General features: G+C 52.1%; 23 protein-coding genes. 5 read left to right on the forward strand and 18 right to left on the reverse strand.

From position 1 onward, the window contains the following. Window positions 1-16: 16 nt before the first annotated feature. Both KNP81_RS08930 and KNP81_RS08935 read right to left on the reverse strand, forming a co-directional pair. Window positions 17-829: an aldo/keto reductase gene (locus tag KNP81_RS08930; protein ID WP_214719681.1), complete on the reverse strand. Its 813-nt coding sequence runs from the start codon at window positions 827-829 to the stop codon at window positions 17-19. A 66-nt stretch (window positions 830-895) separates the two neighbouring features. Beyond that, a complete protein-coding gene (locus tag KNP81_RS08935; protein ID WP_214719682.1) occupies window positions 896-1,693 on the reverse strand; it encodes an ABC transporter permease subunit in 798 nt (265 codons plus the stop codon). A gap of 90 nt (window positions 1,694-1,783) precedes the next feature. Between KNP81_RS08935 and KNP81_RS08945 the strand changes: the two genes are divergently transcribed. Beyond that, window positions 1,784-2,029: a hypothetical protein gene (locus KNP81_RS08945; protein ID WP_214719683.1), complete on the forward strand. Its 246-nt coding sequence runs from the start codon at window positions 1,784-1,786 to the stop codon at window positions 2,027-2,029. A gap of 65 nt (window positions 2,030-2,094) precedes the next feature. On the opposite strand, the gene KNP81_RS08950 is transcribed toward KNP81_RS08945, so the two are convergent. From KNP81_RS08950 to KNP81_RS08970, 5 genes are all read right to left on the reverse strand, one after another. Then, window positions 2,095-3,213, reverse strand: coding sequence for an NAD(P)/FAD-dependent oxidoreductase (locus tag KNP81_RS08950; protein WP_214719684.1), 1,119 nt, complete (start codon window positions 3,211-3,213; stop codon window positions 2,095-2,097). 76 nt (window positions 3,214-3,289) lie between these two features. Further along, window positions 3,290-4,024 (reverse strand): Bax inhibitor-1/YccA family protein, encoded by a 735-nt coding sequence (locus tag KNP81_RS08955; RefSeq protein ID WP_214719685.1) that lies wholly within the window; start codon window positions 4,022-4,024, stop codon window positions 3,290-3,292. Between the two features lie 26 nt (window positions 4,025-4,050). Beyond that, complete coding sequence (locus KNP81_RS08960) at window positions 4,051-4,575, reverse strand: type 1 glutamine amidotransferase domain-containing protein (protein ID WP_214719686.1); 525 nt, start codon at window positions 4,573-4,575, stop codon at window positions 4,051-4,053. Window positions 4,576-4,673: 98 nt separating this feature from the next. After that, window positions 4,674-5,585, reverse strand: a complete 912-nt coding sequence (locus KNP81_RS08965; RefSeq protein WP_214719687.1) for an NAD(P)-dependent alcohol dehydrogenase — start codon at window positions 5,583-5,585, stop codon at window positions 4,674-4,676. Window positions 5,586-5,690: 105 nt separating this feature from the next. Continuing rightward, entirely contained in the window at window positions 5,691-5,972 is a 282-nt protein-coding gene (locus KNP81_RS08970) for a hypothetical protein (protein ID WP_214719688.1), read from the reverse strand. A 173-nt stretch (window positions 5,973-6,145) separates the two neighbouring features. Between KNP81_RS08970 and KNP81_RS08975 the strand changes: the two genes are divergently transcribed. The 3 genes from KNP81_RS08975 to KNP81_RS08985 all read left to right on the forward strand — a co-directional run bounded on the left by KNP81_RS08975 (window position 6,146) and on the right by KNP81_RS08985 (window position 8,240). Further along, window positions 6,146-6,832, forward strand: coding sequence for a Type 1 glutamine amidotransferase-like domain-containing protein (locus tag KNP81_RS08975; protein WP_214719689.1), 687 nt, complete (start codon window positions 6,146-6,148; stop codon window positions 6,830-6,832). 137 nt (window positions 6,833-6,969) lie between these two features. Beyond that, window positions 6,970-7,764 carry a thymidylate synthase gene (locus KNP81_RS08980; protein ID WP_214719690.1) on the forward strand — a complete coding sequence of 265 codons (795 nt, stop codon included), beginning with the start codon at window positions 6,970-6,972 and terminating at the stop codon, window positions 7,762-7,764. After that, entirely contained in the window at window positions 7,761-8,240 is a 480-nt protein-coding gene (locus tag KNP81_RS08985) for a dihydrofolate reductase (RefSeq protein WP_214719691.1), read from the forward strand. Before KNP81_RS08980 ends, KNP81_RS08985 begins: the two co-directional genes overlap by 4 nt. Window positions 8,241-8,255: 15 nt before the next feature. Here the strand turns inward: KNP81_RS08985 and KNP81_RS08990 are convergent, their stop codons facing one another. From KNP81_RS08990 to KNP81_RS09015, 6 genes are all read right to left on the reverse strand, one after another. Further along, window positions 8,256-9,743 carry a GGDEF domain-containing protein gene (locus KNP81_RS08990; RefSeq protein ID WP_214719692.1) on the reverse strand — a complete coding sequence of 496 codons (1,488 nt, stop codon included), beginning with the start codon at window positions 9,741-9,743 and terminating at the stop codon, window positions 8,256-8,258. 168 nt (window positions 9,744-9,911) lie between these two features. After that, complete coding sequence (fumC, locus tag KNP81_RS08995; protein WP_214719693.1) at window positions 9,912-11,312, reverse strand: class II fumarate hydratase; 1,401 nt, start codon at window positions 11,310-11,312, stop codon at window positions 9,912-9,914. Window positions 11,313-11,418: 106 nt separating this feature from the next. Continuing rightward, entirely contained in the window at window positions 11,419-11,808 is a 390-nt protein-coding gene (locus KNP81_RS09000; RefSeq protein WP_214719694.1) for a reverse transcriptase-like protein, read from the reverse strand. Further along, window positions 11,789-12,574, reverse strand: a complete 786-nt coding sequence (locus KNP81_RS09005) for a 5'-3' exonuclease (protein WP_251130320.1) — start codon at window positions 12,572-12,574, stop codon at window positions 11,789-11,791. The genes KNP81_RS09000 and KNP81_RS09005 overlap by 20 nt, the downstream gene beginning before the upstream one ends. Next, entirely contained in the window at window positions 12,571-13,500 is a 930-nt protein-coding gene (locus tag KNP81_RS09010; RefSeq protein ID WP_214719695.1) for a CobW family GTP-binding protein, read from the reverse strand. Before KNP81_RS09010 ends, KNP81_RS09005 begins: the two co-directional genes overlap by 4 nt. A gap of 15 nt (window positions 13,501-13,515) precedes the next feature. Next, entirely contained in the window at window positions 13,516-14,694 is a 1,179-nt protein-coding gene (locus tag KNP81_RS09015; RefSeq protein ID WP_214719696.1) for a DNA-binding protein, read from the reverse strand. A 156-nt stretch (window positions 14,695-14,850) separates the two neighbouring features. Between KNP81_RS09015 and KNP81_RS09020 the strand changes: the two genes are divergently transcribed. Further along, a complete protein-coding gene (locus tag KNP81_RS09020; RefSeq protein WP_214719697.1) occupies window positions 14,851-15,363 on the forward strand; it encodes a hypothetical protein in 513 nt (170 codons plus the stop codon). Window positions 15,364-15,405: 42 nt separating this feature from the next. Here the strand turns inward: KNP81_RS09020 and hfq are convergent, their stop codons facing one another. From hfq to KNP81_RS09045, 5 genes are all read right to left on the reverse strand, one after another. Next, a complete protein-coding gene (hfq, locus tag KNP81_RS09025) occupies window positions 15,406-15,654 on the reverse strand; it encodes an RNA chaperone Hfq (protein WP_021067304.1) in 249 nt (82 codons plus the stop codon). A 12-nt stretch (window positions 15,655-15,666) separates the two neighbouring features. Then, window positions 15,667-16,617: a tRNA (adenosine(37)-N6)-dimethylallyltransferase MiaA gene (gene miaA, locus KNP81_RS09030; protein ID WP_214719698.1), complete on the reverse strand. Its 951-nt coding sequence runs from the start codon at window positions 16,615-16,617 to the stop codon at window positions 15,667-15,669. Window positions 16,618-16,856: 239 nt separating this feature from the next. Next, window positions 16,857-17,450: an AmiS/UreI family transporter gene (locus KNP81_RS09035; protein ID WP_214719699.1), complete on the reverse strand. Its 594-nt coding sequence runs from the start codon at window positions 17,448-17,450 to the stop codon at window positions 16,857-16,859. Between the two features lie 113 nt (window positions 17,451-17,563). Further along, a complete protein-coding gene (locus KNP81_RS09040) occupies window positions 17,564-18,424 on the reverse strand; it encodes a PPK2 family polyphosphate kinase (protein ID WP_214719700.1) in 861 nt (286 codons plus the stop codon). A 119-nt stretch (window positions 18,425-18,543) separates the two neighbouring features. After that, window positions 18,544-20,073, reverse strand: a complete 1,530-nt coding sequence (locus KNP81_RS09045) for a M4 family metallopeptidase (RefSeq protein ID WP_214719701.1) — start codon at window positions 20,071-20,073, stop codon at window positions 18,544-18,546. Between the last annotated feature and the right edge of the window lie 161 nt (window positions 20,074-20,234).

Consider the following 20,234-nt stretch of genomic DNA (forward strand, 5'->3'; position numbering starts at 1 on the left):
AAAAGGCATCAATTGTTTAAAAGTCGATCTCGTCCGGATCTGGACCGAGACGGTCATGGGTCGCCACGGCATCGATTTTCGCCAAATCGTCCGCGTCGAGCGCGAAGTAGAACACATCGAAGTTCTCTTGAATCCGGTGCGGCGTGACCGATTTCGGAAGCGCGACGTTCCCCGTGTCCAAATGCCAGCGAAGCACGACTTGGGCCGGCGTCTTCCCATGTTTCTCAGCAATCTCGGCAAAGGCCGGGATATCGAGGAACTTCCCTTGCATGAGCGGGCTCCATGCCTCGACTTGGATGCCCTCGTCTTGGCAATATTCGACGACATCCGGTTGCGGGAGTTGCGGATGGAGCTCGATTTGGTTGATGAGCGGCGTCATCAGGCCTTCCTGTTTCAACGTCTCGAGATGATGCTCTTTGAAGTTCGACACGCCAATCGCCTTGATTTTACCGGCCTCATAGAGGTCAATCAAATCTTTCCATGCCTCGACGAACCCGTCGACTGGCCAGTGGAGCAGACAGAGATCTAAATAGTCAGTCTCGAGTCGAGCGAGTGATTCGTCAAACGCCTCTTTCGTCCGACGCTGGCGAATGTCTTCGTTCCAAATCTTCGACGTCAAAAAGATATCTTCACGAGCGACGCCTGATGTTTGAATCCCTTTGGCGACACCCTCTTCATTCTTATAGACGGCTGCCGTATCTATATGGCGATATCCGACTTTGAGTGCCTCGGCGACGGCCTGTGGCGCCTCCGTCTCGTTATCAACTTGCCATACCCCAAAGCCGATCATTGGAATTTTAACACCGTTGCGTAACGTTGCGAGTTGCATACAATCATTCCCCTTTCCAATCTGTTCGAGCTGATTGTATCATACCCGTCATTCTATTTCGAAAAACTAAATCGTCAAATCTTTTCGTGTGAAGCGTCCATAAGATAGGAGCACGCTGACGACGAGAATCCCCGCCAACAAGAAGAAAGAACGAAGCGTGGAATCCCCTTGGATTTGTGCGTTGGCGTCAAACAACGAGAATATCGACAGCGCATTCAACCAGTCGAGTTGGTCACTAAATCCTGAGAACACATTCGCCATCAAGAAGAGGGCGAATATGCCTCCCGTGACCATATACGACCGTGAGCTGTCGTCGAACAGGCTCGCGAGCACATAAGCGAGCGTCCCAAGCACGAGCAGCAGCAGACCCGCGTTTAACTGCAACGTCCACAATAAGCCAAGGTCAATCTGTAAATCAAACAAGACGTTGGCGAGCATCAGGCTGAGCCCGTTCAGTCCGACGAGCAAGGCTGACGCCATCAAGAGTACGACCAGACTGGCCGTCACGTAACCGCCACGCGAAATCGGTGCGGCCAAATAGAGCATGACCTCGCCTGAGTCCACCGGTTTGGCCATGAGCCGTGAGGCGAATGTGAGTGCGAACAGAATCGCCAACACGTAAAAGATGAGCCCATAGTAATTGCCGGCCAACAAGTTCATGACGTTGTAGATCGCCAAATTCGGATCGATTTTGAACACATCGAGTAGCTCAGGTGGCAACGAATCCAGTTTGCCTTCAATCAGCCCCGTCTCTTGGATGGACGGGAACACCGCCGCCAAAAAGAACAAAGAGAGACTCGTCCCGAGCGAGTATCCAAAAATCCAGCTCCGGTTTTGTTTGAACAGTGCCGCGATGAGAACCATTTAGTTCGCCTCCCCGTAATATTGCATGAACAGATGCTCAAGCTCGTCGGTGCCGCTCGACAACGATTGGACCTCGAAACGAGCGAGTCGATGAATCAAGCGGACGCCTCATGGCAACAGTTGGCCGGGCGGGGCTACGCCGCATTCCGGCAATTGATTGAATATGGGAAGACGTGCGGGGCCATCGACCCGGAGCTGTCGACCGATTCGTATTTACGGTACGTGCAACTCGTGCAACAAGCGATTTTATCTGACCCGGGCCTGTTCACGTCACCGATAAGCGAATCGATGCAAGACTATTTCCGATTTTTCTTGCACGGCATCATTCGGAAATAACTAAAAAGTCGCCTTCCCCTTCTTTTGTGTATAGCAAGGGGGAGGCGACTTTTTATATTTCGTTGTTATTTATCATTCGTTCTAAACACCGATTCCTTGATTGGATAAAGCGACAGGTCGAGCTCGCAATCTCCTGTCAGAACGAGGTCTGCGAGCACTTTCCCGATGAACGGACCGACCGTCAAGCCGGACGAGCCGAGACCGTTCGCGACGAGCAACTGCTCCGCTCCCGGTACGCGTCCGAGAATCGGAATCGAGTTCGGGGTGACCGGGCGAAAGCCGACCCGCGTCTCAATCAGTTCAGCCTCAGCGAGTCCCGGAGCCGATTCTAGCCCTTTCGAGAGCACTTCATGAATTCCGATTGCCGTCGGCCGTGCGTCGAACGCCTTGTCACGCTCATGCGTCGAGCCGATGACGATTCGTCCTTCTTCAAATCCGAGCAAATAGCGGCGCCGCGGCGGCATGACGACCGGCCAGTCGGAAGCATCCGTGTCCGGCAGCTGGACGTGCACGATTTGCGCTTTTTCGCCGGCGACACGGGCCGTATAGCCGATCGGCTCCATCAACTCGGGCAACCACGCCCCACAGGCGAGCACGATCTCATCCGCCTCAAAGCGGACACCGTCGCACTCGACATGATAGCCGTCCGCTTCGACGAGGACGGCCGAACCGTCAACCAAGGTCACGCCACGCTTCACGGCGACCCGTTCGAGGGCAGCTCGCAATTTCTCTCCATCGACACGAGCCCCGCCTTCGACAAGGAGGGCGTCATATTCGTCCGAGAGCGGTGGAAATAGCGCTCTCGCCTCTTCCGCTGTCATCCGGGTCAACTCCCCGATTTCTGGTGCTTCTTCCCGGCGCAGCGCCGTCCGTTCTTGCATCTCGTTCAATTTCTTGTCTTCATGCAAGGCGAGCGTCCCGACTCGTTTATAGCCGGTCTCGGTCTCGCCTTCTCGTTTCAAGTCATCGACGACCGTCGCATAGTAGTGAGCGCCGCCTTTGGCGAGCGCGTACCATGCCTTATTGCGACGCTGGGCGATCCATGGGCAGACGATTCCTGCTGCCGCGTCGGTCGCACGGCCCTTTTCTTTCCGGTCGATGACGGTGACGTCGGCTTTCCCCGCCAAATGATACGCGGTCGAGATGCCGACGATTCCTGATCCAATCACAATCACTTTTTTCATGACTTAAGCGCCCTCATCGGTTCGATGACGGCTTCACATCCTTTCTTAAAAAAATCACCGGCCCGAGGGCCGATGATCAGTCGCGCATGGCGAGGCGATAGAGTAAATCGAGTAGTTCAATGTAGAGCCAGATGAGCGTCACAATCAAACCGAACGCTGCCACCCATTCGAGCTCTTTCGGAGCCCGGCTCTCGACTTGACGCGCGATGTAATCGAAATCGAGTACGAGCGCGAGCGAGGCGATGATGACGATCACAAACTGCACACCGATCGCAAGCGGTGATGAGCCCGTCATGAACGGGAGCCCTGAACCGAAGAAACTCATCCCGATTTGGACGAGATAGAGCAACATGACCGTAAAGATTGCGGCCGTGACGCCGGCACGGAACTTTTGCGTCACTTTGACGAGACCCGTCGAGTAGACGAACCACATCGCGAACGCGACGATGAACGTCGTCAACACGGCACGGCCAACGATGCCCGGAAGCATCGCTTCGAAGAAGTACGAAATCAACCCGACGAACACACCTTCGACGATACCATACAATGGCGCAACGACCGGTGCCGTTCTCGGTTTGAACGTGATGACGAGTGCTAACACCAAACCAAGGATGAGTGAGCCGATCATGAGCGGGAACAACAACGCCTCCCCGATTGTCGGCACGAGCATCCACGTCGTCCCGGCGGCTGCCGTGACAAGCAAGAGTAGTGTGAACACTTTCGACCACGTTCCGGCTTTCGTCATCGGCGTGGTGCTATAAGCTGTTGTCTCCATCGATTTACGGAGAACTGGATTCGATTTAAGTCTCAACTGTCGTTAACCCCTTTATTCTATTTTCAGTGTTTGGCCATGACTTTGATGAATTCCCGCATATAGTCAGGCAGGTCAGGTGGACGGCGGCTCGAGACGATATGGCCATCGACGACGACCGGCTCATCATGCCAAATCGCACCGGCGTTTTCCATATCATCTTTAATGCCCGGTGTGCTCGTGACGTTGACACCATCGAGAATTTTGGCTGAAATCAACACCCAGCCCGCGTGACAGATTTGACCGATTGGCCGCTTCTCGTCATGCATAAAGCGGACGAAGCCTTTCACCGAATCGAATCGGCGCAACAAGTCTGGTGACCAGCCACCCGGGACGAGGATAGCGTCGTACGATGAGATGTCGACGTCATCGAACGCAATGTCCGATTTGGCCGGAACGCCGTATTTGCCGATATAAGCATGATCCGCCTTTTCACCGGCCAGGATGACGTTTGCGCCTTCCTCGCGTAACCGATGGACCGGATACCATAATTCTAAATCTTCGAAGTCGTCGCTGACGATTTGCAGGACGTTTTTACCTTGTAATTGCATCGAATCCCTCCCTTTATTTGTCTTTCACAAGTATACCCCATAAGCTACGTGGCGAAAACAGTGACTGTCCACCAAGTACGTGCCTCCCATCAATTCGTTTATGTCACGGTCACAATCACATTGCCAGCCTTTCCTCCAGCATCGACGTATCGATGCACCGCGACGATGTCCTCGAGCGGGTAAACCGAATCGATGACGGCCTTTAACCGACCGGCTTCGAATAGCTCGTTCAAGAAAGCCAAATCCTCTTTCCGTTCACTCGCAGGTCCTTGCCCGGCGACAGAACTGAATTTCCCGTGTTCGGCAACATGTTTCCGTGCCAACCGCTTATCGATGTTTCCAGCCGCATCGAACACAGCGTCGTATGTGGTCAGTTTCTCGTCGTAGTTAGGCTTCGTGTAGTCGACCACGACGTCCGCGCCGAGACTTCTCACCAGTTCGAAGTTTCGCTCCCGACAAACTGCCGTTACGTGAGCCCCGTAATATTTCGCGATTTGAACGGCCATCGAACCAACTGCTCCGGAGGCCCCGTAAATTAATACGGTCTTCGCTTGTTCGATGTTCACTTTTCGCAAAAAGTGAAGAGTCGTCGTCCCGCCAAACGGCAAGCTGGCTGCTTCGACAAAACTAGCGTTGTTCGGCATGCGCTCGACACATTTACTCGCTTTGACACACGCATATTCGGCATAGCCACCGAACCGCATCCCGGTCAGCGCATAGACACGGTCGCCGACCTTGAAGTGCTCGATGCGGCTGCCCGTCTCGACGACCTCGCCTGCCAAGACGACACCCAGAATCGGTTGACGCGGTGCCTTGAAACCGACGACGATTCGCATCGGAAGCTTACCTAGAGCCGGTACATCGAGTGACCGTAGCCGACGGTCCCCGGAATGAACGGCTGTGGTGTAAACTTGAATCAATAACTCATCCGATTTTGGCACCGGTTTGTCGACTTCTTGAAGCTGCAATACGTCCGGTGGTCCATATGCGGTACAAATTACTGCTTTCATCGTATCCCTCCTCTTAAGACGTGATGTTGTTACTAGAGGAATTCACCGTTTCAATAAAATAAAACCAGATGAAAGAGTCATCTGATCTCTGAAATTGGTTTTTCATCATACAAGCTGAGGAATTAGAATGACCGCCAACAGAAATACGGCAGTGGTCTTTGCTTTATTTCGATTCAACGAAAAAGGAAGCAAAAATAGCCCAAGAACAGTGATGGCGAGGATTAGGAATCCATGGATGAAATACCCTTCGGCGGATGCGATTGGGATACTGATCACCTGAACGGTTGGATTTGAGAAAAAACCCATCGTTTCAAAAACAACATTTCCGATTAGGCCAAGACTCAGTAAGCATAAAGATAATGCAAAAAGTAATGAGTGCTGTTTCAAGATGATCCTCCTTTTAAAAGTATTTCAATAAACATGACGAGCTAGACTCGCTTGTCTTCTTCATTATAAGCAATCACATATTGTTTATGGAAAAAAATTCAACTAGTTCGGTTACAATGAGGTGGCTTCTATATCAATTTATTGAAAGAACTCTTACACGAAGGAGGTTTACAATGAAGACGTGCTATTATCTTGGATGGTTCAATGATTTTTTCCCAACTTATTTGGCAAATGCCTTGTCACGAGACGTGACAGATCGGCAGTCCCTTGTAATGATTAGCTCAGATCCTGCCTCAACTGCGGTTAATGGTGTTATCGAGCAATCGTGGCTACAGGAGGCTGGCATCTTGTTCAACGATTCTCACGTAATCAATTATGAAATGGATCGCACTAATGCGAAACATCTTCTCGACGCAGCTTCGATGATTTTCTTATTAGGTGGGGACACCATCAAGCAAAATCAGTTTATTCATGAATATGACCTAATCCAATCGATTCAACAAAGCGACGCTATCGTCTTAGGTGCTAGTGCTGGCGCCATCAATATGTCTTCGTCTTGGTTATGCTCGCCAAATATGGGTTATAACGTAACAACCTCAACTATTTTTCAAGGCGTGGCCCTCAACGATTTTTCGATGCTCTCCCACTTCAATCTCGAACAACACATGCACGTCGTCAAGCAAGAGCTAGCCTCGTTCTCTGAAGAAATACCAATCTATTTGTCGAACAAAGATTGTGCGCTTCGTGTTCAAGGCGATCAATTCGATATCTTCGGTGACGTCTATTTGTACTCGAATCGAAACATGACGAAGCTACCTGAGACCAAGTCCTTTGCCACTAATTTTTCACCCCCGCTCTAGAAGGGACTGATTATGCATCCTCGAGATGTGTACGAGAGTAAATCTGTATATGGAAAGCGAAACGTTCTGAAGTCCATATATTGTGTTATAATGAGTGCGACTTTTTGTGAATTTGAACGAGAAAGGGGACTTTCCACATGAAGCAATATCATGATTTATGCACCCATATTCTTGAGTACGGTGTCGTCAAAGAGGACCGGACCGGGACCGGGACGACGAGCGTGTTCGGCTACCAGATGCGGTTCAATCTTCAGGAGGGATTCCCCCTGGTCACGACGAAAAAACTACATACCCGCTCAATCATCCATGAACTGCTCTGGTTCATCACCGGTGATACGAACGTCAAGTATCTTCAAGATAACGGTGTCCGTATTTGGAACGAATGGGCAGACGAGGACGGCAATCTCGGTCCGGTTTATGGGGCGCAGTGGCGCTCCTTCCCAAAACCAGATGGCACAAGTGTCGACCAGCTCGCACAAGTGATCGAGCAGATTAAGACGAATCCGGACTCGCGCCGTCTCATCGTCTCGGCATGGAACCCTGGGCAACTCGAGGACATGGCGCTCCCACCGTGCCACCTGTTGTTCCAATTTTACGTCGCGGACGGCAAACTATCGTGTCAGCTCTATCAACGTAGCGCCGATACGTTCCTCGGCGTCCCGTTCAATATCGCGTCATACGCCTTGCTCACGCACATGGTTGCCCATGTGACCGGCCTTGAGGTCGGGGACTTCGTCCATACGCTCGGCGACGCCCACATTTACCATAACCACCTTGAACAAGTGAACCTTCAATTGACGCGTGAGCCACGCCCACTCCCGACATTGAACATCTTGCGTGACGTGACGTCAATCGAGGACTTCCGCTTCGAGGACTTCGAGATTGTCGACTATGACCCGCACCCGCATATCAAGGGAGCGGTCAGCGTATGATCGTCCACGTCGTCGCCATCGGGAGAAATCGGGAAATCGGGAAAGATAACGCCTTGTTGTGGCGCCTGCCCGATGACTTGAAACAATTCAAGGCCATCACGACGGGCCAAACGGTCGTCATGGGTCGAAAGACGTTCGAATCAATCGGTCGTCCGTTACCGAACCGCCGCAATATCGTCGTCACGTCCGACCGATCGTTTTCAGCTGAAGGTGTCGATGTCTGGTACGACCTCGATTCGCTCAAAAATGAGACGACAGACCTTTACATCATCGGCGGCGCCACGCTTTATGAGCAGACGCTTTCGATGACGGACCGGTTCTATGTCACCGAGGTCGATGGCACGTTCGAGGCGGACACGTATTATCCACCGCTGCCGGACGGACTCACCGTGTCGGACGAACAGTTCCATCCGGTCGACGAGCGACATGCCTATAGCTTCACTTTCCGTCAATATGACAAAAGGGACATCGACTGAGTCGACGTCCCTTTTTTAGTCGGGCAATTTTTCGAGCCACTTCTCGATTTTTTCAGTGATGACATCATGATGATCCTGTTCGGCCAAATCGTCGTATAGCGAACCGAGCTCGAGTGCCGTCCGTTTCGACAACGCTAACACATGACTGTACTTGCCACGTTGTTCTTTGACGGCCGAAAGCGTCCCTCTCGTCTCCGTCGTACTCGATTCGTCTAAGATGAACATCTCCATATGATCGTTACAGGCGTAACGGTCGTAAGGCCGATAGACGACCTCGTAACGTCGATGTTGTTTCGGCAACTGTTCGGCGAGCATGGCGTACTTCTCCGGGCTCATCGTCACGTAAGCGAGCCGCTTCTCCTCCCGGACCGCCGTCGAATAACGGATGATTCGATTGCGCCCGTCACGTTTCGCTTTATAGAGCGCCTCATCGGCGTACGCACACCATTCACCGAGCGTCATTCCGGTCTGACAGACGCGCGCATAGCCGATGGACACCGTCACGTGATGTTCGTATGTGAACGTCATCTCCTCAATGCGGCTGCGGACCCGTTCGAGCACCGCATCGACGACGTGGCGCTCGGACACGTTCAAGATGATGAGGAACTCTTCCCCGCCGTAACGAATCAACTCGTCACTCGAGCGAATCGCCAAACGAATCTCCTCGGCGACGCGATGCAACACCTCGTCCCCATACGCATGACCGAACGTATCGTTCAACTGCTTGAAATGATCGATGTCGAGCAGCGCGAGGGTGAAGCTTTCACCGGACCGCTCTAGGCGGGACATAAAGCGACTGAACGTCGCTTTCAAATATTTACGGTTGAAGGCGCCTGTCAATTCGTCGACGAGCAGCGCGTTCGAAACGAGCCGTGCCTTCTCGATATGATGTCCAAGCCGCACGAGCCGCTCTTCCATCGGAATCCACTCTTCCCAATAATCTTCGAACCCATACGAGTAGGCGGCGAGCCGATAATGTTCATTCGTTCCGATCACGATGAGCGGGACGTACAGCTTCTTCATCTTGCTGACGAACGATTGGATCGCCCGTTCCGGGAAACGGGCCCACAGTTCGACATCCATGATGATCGCCTTCGGCACGTCCTCATAATCGTATTCACCGGCTTCTTCTAACGTCTGTAAAAAGACAGGACGTGCCCCGAGCTTTTCCACCCGCGGCTTATAGCGGCTGAACGTCGCAAAGTTGTTCGACAAAATCAAGACGAGGTCCTCGTCTTCTTGCTCGATGCCCAGGATCGTATGGATATATCGTTTCACCGGGGTAATCAATGCCATCGCTTCTGCTTGCGTCAGGACGGCCGGCAACTCACGCACGTCAGATTCGACACGACTGAAGATTTCAAGCAAGTGCATGAACCGTCTCTGTTTCACTTCTTGTTTCATCCAATCCAATAAAAACTCGATGTCTGTTGTTTGAATCTGTCTCGCGCTCGTGATTTGCGCCAAAATCTTATGTATACGATCTGTGAGTTGCTGCTTCATTCCCGACCCCCCAGTTTCGTTCTCCCGATATTCGCTTCTGACTATGATTATGCGACTTCATCCACGAAAATACAACTATTTACTTATTTTTTTCCTATTGTTTGACAGTAAGATGGTTCTTAAGACCCATAAGACAGCAGAAAAGAGCGGTCATGGACCGCCCTTCCCTTATTTACCAACTTTTAAGTTAGGAGACGTCATCTCTTCCGGACGAATCCATTGATCGAACTGCTCTTCCGTCAATAGTCCGGTCTCGAGCGCCGCTTCCTTCAACGACGTCCCATTTTTATGGGCGAGTTTCGCGATTTTGGCTGCGTTCTCGTAACCGATATGCGGGTTGAGTGCCGTCACGAGCATGAGCGACCGTTCCACGTTGTGAGCGATGACGTCCAAATCCGGTTCGATGCCGACGGCGCAATGCACGTCGAACGAATGTAGACTGTCCGTCAACAAGCGGCACGTCTGGAGGAAGTTGTACATGATGACAGGCTTGAACACGTTTAACTCGAAGTTTCCTTGGCTCGCCCCGAATCCGATGGTCGCATCATTGCCGAGCACTTGAGCCGCGACCATCGTCAACGCCTCGCTCTGCGTCGGGTTGACTTTTCCTGGCATGATCGAGCTGCCCGGTTCGTTTTCCGGAATCAAAATCTCGCCGATACCGGCACGCGGACCAGAAGCGAGCCAACGGACGTCGTTGGCGATCTTCATCGCGTCCATGGCGAGTGCTTTCAAGGCACCATGGGTGAATACGAGCTGATCGTGGCTCGTGAGCGCATGGAACTTGTTGACGGCCGTGATGAACTGTTTTCCGGTCTCTTGCGAGATTTTCTCGGCCACGACTTCGCCGAACTGCGGATGGGCGTTGATGCCCGTCCCAACTGCCGTCCCGCCGAGAGCGAGCTCTGTCAACGGTTCAAGCGTACGCTCAATCATCTGTTTCGACAGCTCGAGCATACGGACCCAACCGCTAATCTCTTGACCGAGCGTGACCGGCGTCGCGTCTTGCAAGTGCGTCCGACCAATCTTGACGATGTCCATGAATGACTCGGCTTTCTTCGCGAGCGTCGCGTGGAGCGCCTCGATTGACGGCAACACATGATCCTCGACTGCTAGGATGGCCGCAATGTGCATCGCCGTCGGATACGTGTCGTTCGAGCTTTGCGACTTGTTGACGTCGTCATTTGGATGGATAGTAAGCGTCTGACCGCGCGCCTTCAACTTATCGTTCGCCAAGTGGGCGATGACTTCGTTGACGTTCATGTTCGACTGTGTCCCTGAACCCGTCTGCCAGACGACGAGTGGAAACTCGGCGTCATGTTGCCCAGCGACGATTTCATCTGCGACTTCGGCGATGACGTCGGCTTTCGCTTGCTCCAACACACCGAGCTCGGCGTTGGCAAGTGCGGCACCTTTCTTCAAAATCGCGAAGGCATGCACGACCTCAAGCGGCATTTTTTCAGTCCCGATTTTAAAGTTCTCTAGACTGCGCTGTGTTTGGGCTCCCCATTTGGCTGAAGCCGGAACGTTGATTTCCCCCATCGTGTCCCGTTCGATCCGATATTCCATGAAAATTCCCCCTCTTTTTTTGACTACGCTTTCATTTTAGCGAAACTTTTGCAAAAAAGAAATCATTCCCCCGCAATTGACAAAAAGTCGGGCCCACGCCCGACTTTTAGCCTGTCATCAATGCCCGTTTAGCCACGTCATGGGCCCGGTTCTCCGCTCGAGGAATCCATTTGATGAATTTATTCGGCAATTCGTCATAAAGCGTCAGCGCCTTGACGAACAACGGACGCATCGATTGGTCTTTGAGGAAGCGCTGTTCGAGCGCCCGTACGACCGTCTCGGCGTCTGAATAGAACATGAACGTCGATTCGCCCGTCAGTTCGTGCGCTTGTTCGAGGGCGAACGCGAGCGCGGCGAGCTCCGCCTGAACGCTCGTTAACCCGACGCGTTGGGCAATGTACGTGGACACCGTGCCGTCGGTCTTCTTGATCCAGACGCCAATACCGTTCTCACCAGCCTCTTGGTTCGTCGCCGCATCAAAATAAATGTGAACCAAAGCGATACGCCTCCCAATCGGTCTCAATCGGTGCATGAATATCGATGAGCGAGAGACGTTTCGACAAGAGCGCCACTTCTTCTTGCCCATCAAGTTTCTTCGCAAACTTCTGATGCGCCTCTTGAAGCGCTTCTTGTCTCACGATGTCGTATAGCGTTTCGACCGTGTCATACGACTGGACGAGGATGGTCGCTGTCTTCGGTCCGATGCCGCGGACACCGGGAATATTATCTGAGGCGTCGCCTTGGAGCGCCTTCACATCGACGAACTGCTCTGGTCGGACGCCGTATGTCGCAACGAACACTTCCCGATTCATCATCATCTCTTCCCCTTTTTTCGGAACGATTTGAAACACGTTCGGGGAAAGCAACTGATGCAAATCGCGGTCTGACGAATACATATACGATTCGCCCGGGAATGCGGTTGCGACGGCCCCAATCAAGTCATCAGCCTCGTACCCGGCGAGCTCAGACTGAAAAATCCCGCGCTCGGTCAACGCTGCCCGCAACTTGACGTAATCGTGGAACAACGGTTCCGGCAAGCCGGTGCGAGTCGCTTTATAGTCCGGAAACAGGGCGTAACGGTGCGTCGTCTCGCGTGGTCCGTCCCAAAAGAAAGCGATATGCGTGAAGTCGTTCGTCCACCCGTCAACTTTTCGAAGCAGTCCCTTCAACGTCACATCGGGGTCGAGAGCCCGACGACGCTCTGTGGCAAAATAATATCGCGACAAGAGGTTAAACCCATCGACCAACATCAATTTCATCATGCATTCACCTCACAAGCTTGTAATCCGCGCGTGAGCGCGTCCCGGTCAAGATTTTTTCCAATCCAGACGAAGACGGAACGTGAGTCGTCGCTCGGTTCGTTCGCGAACGTCGCCCCCATCAGTTGATTCGTCGCTTGGACGACGAATTTTGATGTTTCTCCGTCTAAACGAACAATCGCCTTCAAGCGATAGACATCATCTTCATAGTGCATGAGCACTTCTCGGACGTATTGAGTGACGCGTTCCCGTTTGAGCGGCACGTCCGTCGTGAGCGTGATGGCCCGAAGTGATGAGACCGAGGAGTGTCCTGCCGTCAGTTGGCCGAGGAGCTGTTCGTCGACTCGTGAGAGCTGGAACGTATTCTCCGTCAAGTCATAGTCGCCGACCGTCTGAACCGTCTCGATGACTCGAACGGTCGGATTCAGCGCATTAATCCGCTCATGCGCCTGTTCGAGCGCATCCGCATCGACGAGGTCGACTTTATTCAATAAGATAACGTCCGCATAGGCGATTTGATGAATTCCTTCAATAAATAGCTCACGGTCCAATTGACTGGCATCGACGACTGTCAAAATCGCCGTCAACTTGAAGCGCGTGCGCAAGTAGTCATCATAATAAATCGTCTGAATGATCGGCGCCGGGTCGGCCACACCGGTCGTCTCGATGACGATGCGGTCGAACGTGTTTTTCGATGCGAGCTGATAGAACGTCTTGCTTAAATCGCTTTGAATCGAGCAACAGATGCAACCGTTCGACAGCTCGATCTGCTCTTGGTCCATCTTGACAATTAACTGTTCGTCGATATTCACCGACCCGAGCTCGTTGACGATGACGAGCAGCCGCTCGTCCGTTGCTTCTAGCAAGCGATTCATATATGTCGTTTTTCCGGCGCCTAAAAAACCGGTCACCAATTGCACGGGAATCATGTACTGCACCTCACCTTATAAATTTTCGTGGACCCGCGCCCATTTCTCATAGCGCGCATCCAGCAAGTCGATCAAATGTAGCATCCACGCTTCTGTCGTGACCGGTAACACGCTCGATCCCCACTCGCGCTTGCCGTGGTGGGATAAAATCATATGCCAAATCCGATGATGGGCGTCGAGCGACAACGTGACACTTGCGGCCTGTTGACTCTTCTCGAACAACAGTCCGCCGTATGGCATATGTCCGATGAAGCTTCCCATCGGATTGATCGAGATGCCGGTCGTCTCACTCGTACCGTTGACCGAGAACAGTTGCTCGAACCGTTTCGGGGACGACAGCAAGTGACTGTACTCGAACAACTTGCCGATATCATGGAATAAAATCCCGAGCGCGAGTTCGTCCCAACGGAGCGGCTCCTTCAATTCCGCGATGGCCTCGCAGGCCGCGTAAAGCGACTCGAACGTGCCCCGGAACGCCTGTTCAACTTTTACACCGTTCATCGTATTCCATACGTCTACTTTGTGCAACTGCTCGGCTTCTTTGATGACCCGGAACGCCATCGCCAAATGGTCGTCCTGTTCTTGGATGCGATAACCGAGTCGAAGCATACAGACCGTATGCTTCAAGAGGCCGCCGACATAGTTATGATGATGATACAGTGCAGCCGGTGCGAGTACGAAATCGTCCCAATAGCGGTCGAGTAGCGACATCGCAATCGCTTGATAGTCAGGCGAGAGCGTCGACAGAATCGCGAACAGCTCATCGGCGTATTGTTCCATCGTCTCGTCTCCAGGAAGACCTGGCAACAATGAGACTGCCTCGTCCCGGGCAATCGGTTTGGCCCGGTCGATTGTGATCGACTTGGCGCCGTCCGGTTTCGGATAGACGTCGATTTTCCCTTCAAGCTCGATCACACCAGACTCGTAAATCGGTAACAACTGCTCTTCATTGCCACGCAACCATTGCTTGGCACGGATGAGTCCGCTCGATGTCGTCAAATTCAGTTGCAGCCATTTGGCACCCGATTTGCCTTCTCTCACTTCGACTGTACTGACGAGCGCTTTCGTCTGGACCGGTGTCCCGTCCGTAAGGTCAGTCAATCGCGTCGACGCTTTTTCGACGGTCGGGAGTTGGAACCGCGTCCGGTCGAAGCCGCTCCCAGTGATCGGATCAATCTGTTGGTAATAGTTCATATACAATGCCCTCCTTCTTCTCTTTGCCCATTGTATCGTGTTTTCCACTTCTAGGCGAACATACTTTCGTTATAGGTCATGAAGATTCCTAAATTATATTGAAAGCGCTTACTAGAATTGATACGATTAAGACAGCCAGATAAAGGGGGAACTCACATGATTTCATTGGTAGATACGTATGAACGGTTGATCGCAACAGGGGAAGCGACACGTTACGCAACAACGCACTCAACAATTGATAGCATTTTACAGGCATCGGCTTGCCCGGTCTCACATCACGAACTCGTGGCGGCGGTCTCGGGACATGCGGGGAATCCATATACGCCGGACCAACTCGTCGACTCGGTCATCGAGCATGAGATGAAAGGCGCAATGTCCGTCCTCGTCGTCGCCGGTTATCCGATTCAAACACCGCTCGCCAAAGCCGTCGTCTTATCGGCATTCGCTCGGACGAACCGGATGAATATCGAGAAACTGAAAGAACTCGGTCATGCCGACCTGCTCGTGCGCATCCAGTCGGCCGAACGGTCATGGAAGCGGACGTATACACACTTATACCGCTCGGCACCAAGTCAGCTTTGTGACCAACTCGACTCACTTCTCGGCGGTTGTGCCGTCCATCGTGTGCTCGAGGCCATCGATTTCAATCCGAACGTCAAAACGGCATAAAGAAAGAGCGGTCCCCGGGCCGCTCTTTCTTTATGCCTTCAATTATCCTTCTGTCACTTCGACCGCTTCCGGTTCGAACAATGTGACGTTCCGTGCTGGTGAGAACGTTGAAATCGCATGCTTATAAATCAACTGTTGGCGCCCTTCCGATTCGACGATGACCGTGAAGTTGTCAAACGATTTGATGACTCCCCGAATTTGAAACCCGCTGACTAAAAACACGGTCGTCGGCACCATTTCTTTACGTAACTGATTCAAAAAATGATCTTGAATGTTATAGCTAGCCTTCATGTTGCATTCCCCCTAGTCTATGTCTCTTTGAAATAATCGGAATTTTCGAAAAAACTCCTCAACTTCATCATAAATATTTTGATACGATAGTTCAAATGATTTTCGTCCCATATCGACCCAAATCCCATTAAATTGATGACGGAACCATGTCAATTGACGTTTTGCGAACTTGCGCGTGTGCTGTTTGAGCGTCTCGCTCATCTGTTCTCGGGTCATCAATCCATCAAGATACGGAACGACTTCCTTGTAACCGATGGCGCGCATCGCTTGAGTGTCCCGGTAACCAGCCGCGAGCAAGCGCTCGACTTCCTCGATGAGGCCCGCTTCGAGCATCAAGTCGACACGATGGTTGATGCGCGAGTAGAGCACGTCCCGGTCCGCATGCAAGACGAACAGTTTATAGGCGTAATGTTCCGACGGGAGGCTGTCCATCGCCTGGGCGTCGCCTTGGAGCGCGACTTCAAGGGCCCGGATGACGCGGCGGACGTTATTCGGATGAATGCTCTCGGCCCGTTTTGGATCGAGCGATTGCAGACGCGCATGCAGCGCCTCAGGTCCACCCGTTTCAGCTTCTAACTCGAGCGCTTCACGCAATTCGTGATTGACCGGTCGTTCTGTGAACTCATAGTCATATAGAATCGCACGGATGTAGAGACCTGTCCCGCCGACCAGAATCGGCAATTTTCCGCGCGCATAAATATCATCGATCGCCGCCCGGGCCAACTTTTGGAAAGTGGCGACGCTCATCGCCTCGTCCGGGTCGCATATATCAATCAAATGATGCGGAACCCCTTCCGCCTCCTCGACCGTCACTTTTGCCGAACCGATATCCATCCCGCGGTACACTTGGACCGAGTCGCCCGATACGATTTCACCGTTGAACGCTTTGGCGAGCTCAATCCCTGTCGTCGTCTTCCCGACAGCCGTCGGTCCGACGAGGACGATGACTGGTGTCTTTTCCATCCTTGTCACTCCTCAAACGAAAGACCGTCCCTTAAAGGAAACGGCCCGTTAAATTCTTCTTTTTATTGTATCATCAAACACGACCGCAAACAGCATCCATCCGCATAATAATAGTCCCATCAGTAAAATTAGGCCGTCACTCATCCGAGGTCGCCTCCTTTACGTATGTCATTCCCGCTTTTCACATTTTAGACACAAATGAATGCGCAAAAAAAACGACGCTCTCAAAGGAGCATCGTTCATTGTGTCACTTCTACTAAACGGCGTTGGCGCCACATCGTCAATCCAAAATAAAGAATCGCGGTGCCGCCCGCGGCCCACCACATAACGCCATAGAGCGGCGTCATCAAATTTGCGAGACCGAACAGCGCCGGAATAATCAAGGTCAACCAAGCGAGCACGAAGGCGACCCGGGCCGTCAAGCCGTCAATCTGCCACCCTAGGCCCATCCCCATGAAGAACAGTCCCCACAAGAGCGACCAAAACAACCACGTGACTGCTCCCATCACATCGCCCGTCGTGAATGCGATCACCGCATAGAAGACGGCCGAAATCGATACGAAGAGCGAGAACCATCCGACGCCCCGACCGTCCAAATCGAATAGGAACGTCACACCGACGTACAAATATGTGAACGCGAACAAGTAGATGCTCGCATATCCAAACATCTCCGCCGAACTCGCCCCGATGACGAGCCACGTCGCGATGAACGTCTGCAATAGTCCAGTGAACAGACTAAACACACCCGCACTCTTAACGTCCACTTTTCCAAACAAAACGAGGCTGTTGATGAACAGTGCTACGCCTCCAAATAATAAACTTATATTCCCCACACTCATTGCTCCTTCATACAGATGTCTGACGTCTAATTTTATCTACGTCCACTGTAACTTGAATTCGCTTTCAGTGCAAGTGGAGAAATGGACGTTCACGGACTCGACAAACGTCACTCGTTTTCGAGCGTTTGAATCGCTTCATCGATTCGTTCCTGTTCGTCTTCTGTAAACGTCGGGAATTGTGGATCGATGTCTTCAAGAACATCAATCATGACCGTCGAGACGATATAACGTGCGTACCAGTCATCATCTGCCGGCAGTACATACCACGGGGAAAGTTCTGTTGCTGTGTTCGACAACATATCCTCAAAAATAGCTTGATAATCGTCCCAATGCTTTCGTTCCTCGACATCACTGAACGAGAACTCCCAATTCTTGCTCGGGTCTTTTAGTCGTTCGAGGAGACGGTCTCGTTGCACTTCTTTCGATACATTGAAAAAGAACTTGATGACCGCGAATCCGTTCTCGTTCAAATATTGCTCGAAATCGTTGATTTGACGATAGCGGACTTTCCATACCGACTCTTTGTCCTCATCGTCCGGGATGACCTCTTCTCCGAGCAGATCATGGACGCGCGGGGCAATCACTTCCTCGTAATGGGAACGGTTCAAGATGCCGACCTGACCGCGTTCCGGCATGAGGTCATGCATCCGCCAGAGATAGTCATGTTTCTTCTCTGTATCCGATGGTTTTTGGAACGCATTCGTCTTTAACCCTTGCGCGTTCAAATTCGAGAAAATGTAACTGATCGCCTCATCTTTACCACCCGCATCGAGCGCCTGTAAGACGACGACGACACCCTTTTTGGCTTCGGCATATAGTTTCCAATGCAACTCTTTCAATTTTTCGACACTCTCCGGAATCAGCTTGTTTTGCAACGTCTCGTCCAATGGGCGGTCCTTGATCGTGGTTGGGTAATCGTTCAGACGAATCCCGTTTTTATGGTCAATGCGAAATGATTGAATGTCCATATGTCCTCCTTGATTGCGACAATTTTTACGTACAATCCGTATTTACCCTATTCTTTCAAAAAGTAGCGACAAAAAAATCCTTTCCGCCGAAACGGAAAGGATGTTTGAATGGACTCGGCTTAGTAGATTCCGACCGCGTCGAACGATTTCGCTGCCGCGACCGCTTGTGTACTCGTTGGACCGTACAAGTCTTTGGCTGACTGTACGACTGCTTGACGTAGGCTCGAGAAGTTCGATGTCGGTGTCAAGTAGACAGTGAGCGCGCGGTAGTAGACATCGCCCATTTGCTTGACGCCGATGCCTTGAACCGATACGCCGTAGTGTGAGCCCCCGCTCGCGAACAAGTAGGCCGCCTTGTTGACGATACCTGAGTTGATATGGACGCCACCGTTGTCTTGCGTCCCTGTGTAGCGGACCGAGTAGTGGTCCGGGTCACCGTTGGCCGCTGGGTTCGACATCGAACGGAGACCGTCCCCGGCAATACCCGGCGTATAGATGTCTTCCCCGACCAACCAGTCGAAGTTCGAGCCGACGCTGTACTCCGCGACCGTACCGAAGATATCAGAGATCGCCTCGTTGATGGCTCCTGATTCGTTCTGATAGATCAAACCGGCCGTGTACTCTGTGACCGCGTGTGACAATTCGTGAGCGACGACGTCAAGGGCGCCCGAGAGGTATGTGAACGTTTGGCCGTCCCCGTCACCGTACACCATCTTGCTGCCATCCCAGAACGCGTTGTTGTAGCTGCGGCTATAGTGGACCGTCGAGTTGAGGGCCGCACCGTTGTTGTCATAGCTGTTACGACCGTACGTGTTCTTGAAGAAGTCATACGTCTTCGTCGCGTTGACGTGGGCGCTGACCGCGGCCCGGTCGTACGTCGTGTTCAAGACGTTATCGACATCGGCCCAAAGCGATCCAGGAAGGCGCGTCCGGTTACCGGCGTCATACGTATAGATGCCTTTGCCGCGTGTCGAGTCCTGGAGATAGTAATATGAACCGCTCTTCGTCGTCTTGAACGTTTGGCTCTGGCCAAGGACGTCGATTCCCGTGCCGGTATACGTCGTACCCGTGACACCGTTCGTCGGTTTGGCGTGTGCCAATTGGTTGTACTTGTTCAATACTTTCCCGCTTGCCGCATCGATGAAGTACGTCCAACGTGACGGCTCATCCGCATCAAGAATCGTCCCGGTCACTTCATACGCATAGACCGCCTCTTCCCCGTTCGGATAGACGACGAGTTCCGCTGCCGGCTCAAGCTCGTATGCGCCTTTGTGGCCGACAAGCTCTTTATAACGAGCGACCGCTTTTTGTTCATTCAGCTTGATTGACTTATGTAATCCTTTGAGTTGTTTCGTATCATCGACGACCGTTTTCAATTGGCCATCATTATCGACGACACCGACGACGATTCCACCGAAGACCGGTACACCGTCAACCGTCTGTTGTAATTTGACGACTTGTCCGACTTTGTCACGCTTCGATTCGAGCGTTTTGAATTCGCCTTTCGCTTTCGCATACTCTTTGACGATTGTCGTCGGCGCCTCGTTCGATGGTTTCGTCAACGTACCTGACTTGAGCTCCGCCGCGCCGACAAGTTGCGGCACAAGCAAGACGCCTGCGATGAGTGATGTAGATAAAACTTTTTTCATGTGTGTTTCCCTCCTTATGTGGTGTCTCCTACTTTACATAGTTTCCCACATTTAATGTATCCAACTTTTTAATTATTTTGACAATTCAAATTATTAAGACATTTGGACTAACCCATCATTTTCTCTAGTCGTATCAGCCGTAACAAAAAAAGCGTCACCGT

Origin of the sequence: Exiguobacterium sp. s149, from assembly GCF_018618395.1 — a bacterium.
Lineage (GTDB): Bacteria > Bacillota > Bacilli > Exiguobacteriales > Exiguobacteriaceae > Exiguobacterium > Exiguobacterium chiriqhucha.

Excerpts from the sequence above, each read along its gene's own strand:
- KNP81_RS08930 (WP_214719681.1), bottom strand. The coding sequence starts at position 829 with ATGCAACTCGCAACGTTACGCAACGGTGTTAAAATTCCAATGATCGGC.
- KNP81_RS08935 (WP_214719682.1), bottom strand. The coding sequence starts at position 1,693 with ATGGTTCTCATCGCGGCACTGTTCAAACAAAACCGGAGCTGGATTTTT.
- KNP81_RS08945 (WP_214719683.1), top strand. The coding sequence starts at position 1,784 with ATGAATCAAGCGGACGCCTCATGGCAACAGTTGGCCGGGCGGGGCTAC.
- KNP81_RS08950 (WP_214719684.1), bottom strand. The coding sequence starts at position 3,213 with ATGAAAAAAGTGATTGTGATTGGATCAGGAATCGTCGGCATCTCGACC.
- KNP81_RS08960 (WP_214719686.1), bottom strand. The coding sequence starts at position 4,575 with ATGCAATTACAAGGTAAAAACGTCCTGCAAATCGTCAGCGACGACTTC.
- KNP81_RS08965 (WP_214719687.1), bottom strand. The coding sequence starts at position 5,585 with ATGAAAGCAGTAATTTGTACCGCATATGGACCACCGGACGTATTGCAG.
- KNP81_RS08975 (WP_214719689.1), top strand. The coding sequence starts at position 6,146 with ATGAAGACGTGCTATTATCTTGGATGGTTCAATGATTTTTTCCCAACT.
- KNP81_RS08980 (WP_214719690.1), top strand. The coding sequence starts at position 6,970 with ATGAAGCAATATCATGATTTATGCACCCATATTCTTGAGTACGGTGTC.
- KNP81_RS08985 (WP_214719691.1), top strand. The coding sequence starts at position 7,761 with ATGATCGTCCACGTCGTCGCCATCGGGAGAAATCGGGAAATCGGGAAA.
- KNP81_RS08990 (WP_214719692.1), bottom strand. The coding sequence starts at position 9,743 with ATGAAGCAGCAACTCACAGATCGTATACATAAGATTTTGGCGCAAATC.
- fumC (WP_214719693.1), bottom strand. The coding sequence starts at position 11,312 with ATGGAATATCGGATCGAACGGGACACGATGGGGGAAATCAACGTTCCG.
- KNP81_RS09005 (WP_251130320.1), bottom strand. The coding sequence starts at position 12,574 with ATGATGAAATTGATGTTGGTCGATGGGTTTAACCTCTTGTCGCGATAT.
- KNP81_RS09010 (WP_214719695.1), bottom strand. The coding sequence starts at position 13,500 with ATGATTCCCGTGCAATTGGTGACCGGTTTTTTAGGCGCCGGAAAAACG.
- KNP81_RS09015 (WP_214719696.1), bottom strand. The coding sequence starts at position 14,694 with ATGAACTATTACCAACAGATTGATCCGATCACTGGGAGCGGCTTCGAC.
- KNP81_RS09020 (WP_214719697.1), top strand. The coding sequence starts at position 14,851 with ATGATTTCATTGGTAGATACGTATGAACGGTTGATCGCAACAGGGGAA.
- hfq (WP_021067304.1), bottom strand. The coding sequence starts at position 15,654 with ATGAAGGCTAGCTATAACATTCAAGATCATTTTTTGAATCAGTTACGT.
- miaA (WP_214719698.1), bottom strand. The coding sequence starts at position 16,617 with ATGGAAAAGACACCAGTCATCGTCCTCGTCGGACCGACGGCTGTCGGG.
- KNP81_RS09040 (WP_214719700.1), bottom strand. The coding sequence starts at position 18,424 with ATGGACATTCAATCATTTCGCATTGACCATAAAAACGGGATTCGTCTG.
- KNP81_RS09045 (WP_214719701.1), bottom strand. The coding sequence starts at position 20,073 with ATGAAAAAAGTTTTATCTACATCACTCATCGCAGGCGTCTTGCTTGTG.